Origin of the sequence: Sediminibacillus halophilus (assembly GCF_900103695.1) — a bacterium.
GTDB classification, from domain to species: domain Bacteria; phylum Bacillota; class Bacilli; order Bacillales; family Amphibacillaceae; genus Sediminibacillus; species Sediminibacillus halophilus.
The window spans coordinates 170212-177044 of record NZ_FNHF01000007.1; the positions used below are offsets into that span (position 1 = coordinate 170212).

General features: G+C 44.2%; 6 protein-coding genes. 5 read left to right on the forward strand and 1 reads right to left on the reverse strand.

The window, feature by feature from the left end:
* Positions 1-56: 56 nt before the first annotated feature.
* From dnaJ to deoC, 5 genes are all read left to right on the forward strand, one after another.
* Entirely contained in the window at positions 57-1184 is a 1128-nt protein-coding gene (dnaJ, locus tag BLR82_RS18765) for a molecular chaperone DnaJ (RefSeq protein ID WP_074600964.1), read from the forward strand.
* A gap of 154 nt (positions 1185-1338) precedes the next feature.
* Positions 1339-2295, forward strand: coding sequence for a 50S ribosomal protein L11 methyltransferase (prmA, locus tag BLR82_RS18770; protein WP_074600965.1), 957 nt, complete (start codon positions 1339-1341; stop codon positions 2293-2295).
* Complete coding sequence (locus BLR82_RS18775) at positions 2296-3051, forward strand: 16S rRNA (uracil(1498)-N(3))-methyltransferase (RefSeq protein ID WP_074600966.1); 756 nt, start codon at positions 2296-2298, stop codon at positions 3049-3051. It abuts the gene before it with no gap.
* A 2-nt stretch (positions 3052-3053) separates the two neighbouring features.
* Entirely contained in the window at positions 3054-4409 is a 1356-nt protein-coding gene (gene mtaB, locus BLR82_RS18780; RefSeq protein WP_074600967.1) for a tRNA (N(6)-L-threonylcarbamoyladenosine(37)-C(2))-methylthiotransferase MtaB, read from the forward strand.
* 144 nt (positions 4410-4553) lie between these two features.
* A complete protein-coding gene (gene deoC, locus BLR82_RS18785; RefSeq protein ID WP_074600968.1) occupies positions 4554-5225 on the forward strand; it encodes a deoxyribose-phosphate aldolase in 672 nt (223 codons plus the stop codon).
* Between the two features lie 155 nt (positions 5226-5380).
* Here the strand turns inward: deoC and BLR82_RS18790 are convergent, their stop codons facing one another.
* Positions 5381-6304, reverse strand: a complete 924-nt coding sequence (locus BLR82_RS18790; protein WP_074600969.1) for a Na/Pi symporter — start codon at positions 6302-6304, stop codon at positions 5381-5383.
* Positions 6305-6833: the final 529 nt, after the last annotated feature.

Consider the following 6833-nt stretch of genomic DNA (forward strand, 5'->3'; position numbering starts at 1 on the left):
GAAAGTAATGTTATGATAAACTTTATGTTATAGAGATTCGGGAGAGTGATCTTCAAGTGAGTAAACGAGATTATTATGAAATCCTAGGCGTCTCCAAAGATGCTTCCAAGGATGAAATAAAAAAAGCATACCGGAAATTGGCACGTAAATACCATCCGGATGTAAATAAGGAAGCAGATGCTGCCGATAAATTTAAAGAAGCGAAAGAAGCCTATGAAGTACTGGGCGATGAACAAAAAAGAACTCAATATGACCAGTTTGGTCATGCCGGACCACAGAGCCAAGGCTTTGGCGGTGGTTTTGGCGGTGCCGAAGACTTTGGCGGTTTCGGCGATATATTTGATATGTTCTTTGGCGGCGGTGGAAGAAGGCGGGACCCTAATGCACCGCGGCAGGGCGCTGACTTACAATATACCATGACACTGGATTTTGAAGAAGCCATTTTCGGCAAAGAAACAGACATTCAAATCCCACGCGAGGAAACTTGCGACACTTGTCACGGTTCCGGCGCCAAGCCTGGAACTGAACCGAAAACTTGTTCCCATTGTAATGGGTCAGGTCAACTGAATATGGAACAAAATACACCATTCGGCCGTGTCGTCAATAAGCGTGTCTGCCATTATTGCCAAGGTACAGGGAAAATCATCCCCGATAAGTGCAACACCTGCGGTGGAACAGGTAAAGTGAAAAAACGTAAAAAAATTCATATCAACATCCCGGCAGGAATAGACGAAGGACAACAAATCCGTGTTTCCGGACAAGGCGAAGCCGGAGTCAATGGAGGTCCTCCAGGAGACTTATATGTCGTGGTTCAAATCAAACCCCACGAATTTTACCAGCGTGAAGGCGACCATGTGTTCTGTGAGATGCCCATAACTTTTGCCCAGGCTGCTTTGGGAGATGAAATTGAAGTTCCGACAGTCCATGGTAAAGTAAAGCTTAAAATTCCAGCTGGAACACAAACAGGCAAGACGTTCCGTTTGAAAGGGAAAGGGGCTCCGAATGTGCGAGGTTACGGTCATGGGGACCAGCATGTCAACATCCGCGTCGTGACTCCTACCAACCTTACAGAACGGCAAGAGGAAATTTTGCGCGAATTTAATGATATCAGTGGCAATCAGCCGACGGAAGAACAGCATGGAACATTCTTTCAGCGGGTCAAACGCGCATTCAAAGGGGAATGATCATAAGTAAGATAAACCGGCGGGAAGGTACATGTTTTGTAACTTCCTGCCTGCTTTTTAACAAGTTCAACCCTGACTTTACATAAAGTATCTATCAATAATCGGAATGACAGCTGGTTGGCAGCTGTTATTCCGGAAAAAGCGGGTGATTCCAGTGAAATGGTCAGAAATCACAATCCATACCACAAATGAAGCAATAGAACCGATTTCCAACATACTACACGAAGCAGGTGCCAGTGGAGTTGTTATCGAAGATCCAAGGGATTTGATAAAAGAAAGAGACACGTTTTATGGAGAAATTTATGAGCTGAACCCCGATGATTATCCAGAAGAAGGCGTTTACGTGAAAGCTTACTTGCCTGTTAACAGTTTTCTCGGGGAAACAGTAGAAGAAATCAAACAGGCGGTCAACAATCTGCTTCTTTATAATATTGACCTAGGCACGAATAAGATAACGCTTAGCGAAGTGCATGAGGAAGAGTGGGCGACAGCATGGAAAAAATATTATAAGCCTGTAAAAATATCAGAAAAGGTGACGATCATACCGACATGGGAGGAGTATAAACCTGTTTCGAGTGACGAAATCATCATTGAGCTTGATCCGGGAATGGCTTTCGGTACGGGTACGCACCCCACGACCGTTTTGAGTATACAAGCACTGGAAAGATTCGTTTCGGAAGGGGACAGAATACTCGATGTTGGTTCCGGATCTGGAGTATTAAGCATCGCTTCCGTGCTGCTGGGAGCAGATCAGGTTAAGGCATTCGACTTGGATGATATCGCCGTGAAAAGCACCGTGATAAATGCTAAGCTCAATCATGTGGAGAGCAAGATTGAATCAAGGCAAAATAACTTGCTTGATAATGTTAATGAACAAGCTGATTTGATTGTTTCTAATATTCTGGCCGAGATTATCGTCCGTTTCATCGATGAAGCGTATGCTTGCTTGAAGCCAGGAGGAACATTTATTACTTCCGGTATTATCCAGGCTAAAAAACAAGAGGTACGCGAGGAATTGGAAAAGAACGGTTTTGAAATATTGGAAGTCAATCAAATGGAGGACTGGATCTCCTTTATAGCAAAAAAACCGGAAGCAGAGCAGGTGTTTTAATTGCAGCGATATTTTGTACCCGAAGAGGGCTGGCAGGAAAGTATGGTCCGAATAACTGGGGATGACAGGCATCACATCGATCGGGTAATGCGTATGCAGACTGGTGACTCAATTATTTGCAATGCACCAGAAGGCAGGGCAGCGATATGTACGATAAGCAATATCACGGATCAGTATATTGCAGCTACTATTAACGAATGGCTGGATGAGTCAAAAGAACTTCCAGTAGAAGTGACTATCGCTCACGGGCTTCCCAAAAGCGATAAGCTGGAACTTGTCCTGCAAAAAGGAACAGAGCTAGGAGCGGCCAGTTTCATTCCTTTTCAAGCAGGACGTTCGATTGTAAAATGGGATAAGAAAAAGGCAGAAAAAAAGCTGTCCCGTTATCAGAAAATAGTCAAAGAGGCTAGCGAGCAATCGCATCGCACAGTAGTTCCGGAAGTGGAGCCTTTCCTTGACTTCGATGCGCTTTTGAGAAAGAGCGAGGATTATCCGGTGAAAATTTTCGCCTATGAGGATGAGGCAAAAACCAAGGATTTTCACGGCTTAAGCTCCATCTTGTCCGGCTTGGAACCAGGCCAAAAGATCATCGCTTGTATTGGCCCGGAAGGCGGGTATACAATAGAAGAAGCCGAAGCCTTGAAAGCACATGGTTTTGAGCCAGTGCGTCTTGGACCACGCATACTTAGAACAGAGACCGCACCGTTGTATTTGTTAGCGAGTATTTCGTATCATTTTGAAGAATTGAGGTGTTGAAAATGCCAACAGTGGCTTTTCATACATTAGGTTGTAAAGTGAACCATTACGAGACAGAAGGAATTTGGAGAAAGTTCAAAGAGGAAGGATATGAACGGGTAGATTTTGATCATCAGTCGGATGTTTACGTAATCAATACATGTACCGTAACCAATACAGGCGATAAAAAAAGCCGGCAAGTGATTCGTCGTGCTATCCGAAAAAATCCGGAAGCGGTAGTTTGTGTTACTGGGTGTTATGCTCAAACTTCACCAGGCGAAATCATGGAAATTCCCGGTGTAGACGTCGTTGTCGGAACCCAGCACAGGGAAAAGATGATTGAATATATTGAGCAGCATAAGCAGGAACGGCAGCCAATAAACGGGGTTTCTAACATCATGAAAAACCGTGTTTTCGAAGAGATGGACGTACCTGTATTTACGGATCGGACACGTGCATCGCTGAAAATCCAGGAAGGTTGCAACAACTTCTGCACGTTTTGTATCATCCCCTGGTCACGTGGGCTACTGCGTTCCAGAGAACCTGAAAATGTTCTAAAACAAGCACGGCAGCTCGTAGATGCAGGTTACAAAGAAATTGTTCTGACAGGAATTCATACAGCAGGATATGGGGAGGATATGAAGGATTATAACTTCGCCCAATTGTTACGAGACCTGGAAACAAAAGTGGACGGTTTAAAACGAATCCGGATCTCTTCCATTGAGGCGAGCCAAATTACCGACGAGGTAATCGAAGTGCTCGATCAGTCGGATAAAATCGTCCGTCACCTTCATATTCCGCTGCAGTCAGGTTCCGATACCGTATTAGAACGGATGAGAAGAAAATATTCTGCCGACTTTTACCGTGGGAAAATTGAAAAAATCAAGCGTGCGCTGCCTGGTTTGGCGATTACGTCTGATGTAATTGTTGGTTTTCCTGGAGAAACAGAGGAAGAGTTTCAGGAAACATATGACTTTATCCGTGAAATCGGCTATTCAGAGCTTCATGTATTCCCGTTTTCGAGACGAACCGGGACACCTGCAGCGCGTATGACTGATCAAGTTGAAGATGGTGTGAAGAATGAACGTGTCCGCCGCCTGATCGAGCTGTCAGACCAACAGGCCAAAGAATATGCTTCCCAGTATGAAGGCGAAGTACTGGAAGTGATACCAGAAGAGCGTTTTGATGAAGAGGCAGGCGACAATATATTTGTCGGTTATACCGATAATTACTTGAAGGTGAAATTTGAAGCCTCCGAGGACATGATTGGCAAGATTGTCCGCGTGAAAATCACTAAAGCGGGATATCCATATAATGAAGGACAGTTTGTCCGTGTGATGGATGAACCGAAGATCAATCAAAAAGCAGAAATCTCTTAAGTAAACCCGGTTCTGCCGGGTTTTTTACTTTTGGTGGGCAGGGCTTCTTTTTTTGAGGAGATTGCTGAACAAAACTTGGTTTTTTTGAAACGAAAATGCTATGATTGACAAAGAGGTTCGTACAACGAGAAAGGGTGGAAACAATTGGATAAAAATTTAGCAAGCATGATTGACCATACGCAACTGAAGCCTGATACAAAAAAAGAAAAGATTGACCAAATCATTCAGGAAGCGAAAGAAAACCATTTTGCTTCTGTTTGTGTTAACCCGTATTGGGTCTCGCACTGTTATCAACAGTTAAAGGACACTGATGTAAAAGTCTGCACCGTAATCGGCTTTCCTTTGGGAGCAACTACGACAGAAACAAAGGTGTTTGAAACGGAGCAAGCTATCAAAAATGGCGCAACAGAAGTGGATATGGTCATCAATGTCGGTGCATTGAAGTCCGGCGAAACAGCTGTAGTAGAAAAAGATATTGCTGCTGTTGTCAATGCAGCTGGTAGTAAGGCCCTCACGAAAGTGATCATTGAAACGTCTCTTCTTGATGAAGCGGAAAAGGTTACAGCTTGCCAGTTGGCTAAGAAGGCTGGCGCTGACTTCGTAAAAACGTCTACAGGTTTCTCTGGGGGCGGTGCAACGGTTGAGGATATCGCTTTGATGAGAAAAACCGTGGGAAAAGAGATGGGTGTAAAAGCTTCAGGAGGAGTTAGGGATCGGGAAACAACTGATGCGATGATTGAAGCAGGAGCAACTCGTATCGGTGCGAGTGCTGGTGTGCAAATTATTTCCGGTGGAAATGCTGACTCTGATTATTAATCTAGATGGTCTGCTGTTTTAGCACGTCGATGGCTGAGACGGAAATAGCACTAGCTTCGTTTTAATTCAGCAAATTTCATAGCTTTACGGAAAGAACACACTGCGATAATGGTTCCTTTGTAAAGGAAGCTGTCATGCAGTGTGTTTTTCACTTACTATTTATCGTGAAACCGGATGATGAACTTTTCGAATGGACCGATAAATGGAAGAAATAAAAGCACGGAAGCGACGTTGAATAAGACTGCAATATGAGCTAGTTGTTTAATTGGATAACTCGACAATGTCTCTGCGAATCCAGTAAGTCCGGTAAGGAATGGAAGAAATAGCAGAACGCTGAACAAATTGAACCAGACGTGCGCCATCGCAGTTAAAACAGCCTGTTTTCCTGTTCCCAGAGCAGCCAGTACCGCGGTCAGGCAAGTACCGATATTGGCTCCGAGAACGATAGCAATGGAGGCAGCCATGCTTATTAGTCCCTCGTTTAAAAAGCTCATCGTAATACCAGTGGTTGCACTTGAAGATTGAATTGCACCACTGAACACCATGCCGATAATTACACCGGCTTCAGGATTCAAGTGAGTAAACATGATGGCGTCTTCCAGTATCGGAAGTTCAACAATCAAAGGGGCCAATGATTCGAATCCATCCAGAGCGATAAAGATGGAACCGATGCCAAACAGGATGGTACCCGCCCCAAAAAGTACTTTTATATTGGAGAACAGCAGGATTGCACCAATGACAACAAAAGTCCACTCGGGAATATAATGACTGAAAGCCAGCAATTCTCCTGTTGCTGTCGTTCCGATGTTTGCACCGAGGATGATACCAAGGGATTGCTTAAAAGTCATCAACCCTACGCTTACAAAGCTGATCGTCAGCACCATGATCAAAGAACTGCTCTGTAAAACGGCAGTTGCAAGCAGACCTGTCAAAATTCCTACATAATGATTTTTCGTCATGCCTGCAAGCAAGGATTCAACTTTTTGGAAGGCAACATGGTACAAGCCTGTCCGCAAAACTTGAAAACCAAGAAAAAACAGCATTAAAAACACGGCGGATAAAGAAAGCAAATCTGCCAAACGACTCACCTCGATACATTATATGGACAGGCGGGAGAAACATGTCTGTAAAAAACTTTCTTTTCAAGGCTGTTTAAAAAAGATTTTTATTCTTGCATAAAAAATATAAACGACGCAGTAACTTCCCTTGTAGTACTTGGACCCTTTTATAGGAGTGGTGTACTCCAACGCTGCGGAAATACCCTGCGCTTTCCGCGGGCGGCTGGTGAGCTTCCTCGAGCTAACGCCCTGCGGGATCTCACCGAGGCCTTTCCTCCCGCAGGAGTCTTCGGGTTTTTCCTTCGCTAGGAACAGCTCCCTGCTTATAAACGAGGTACTAGACATTTTTTGGATTCACTTGGTACTCCATGAACCGTCTTATCAAAAGACATAGCTGGGAGAACAAGCAGAAAGTCTAAGAGAAGAAGAATAGACGGAACCCCTACTGTCTTTTTATGAAAAGAAGAACCTATTTCCTGACAACCGTTTTTAAGATAGCTTGTTGAGTTTCAAGGAAAAAGTTTCTACGCTTGCGACATTCAGCATGCTT

Excerpts from the sequence above, each read along its gene's own strand:
- mtaB (WP_074600967.1), top strand. The coding sequence starts at position 3,054 with ATGCCAACAGTGGCTTTTCATACATTAGGTTGTAAAGTGAACCATTAC.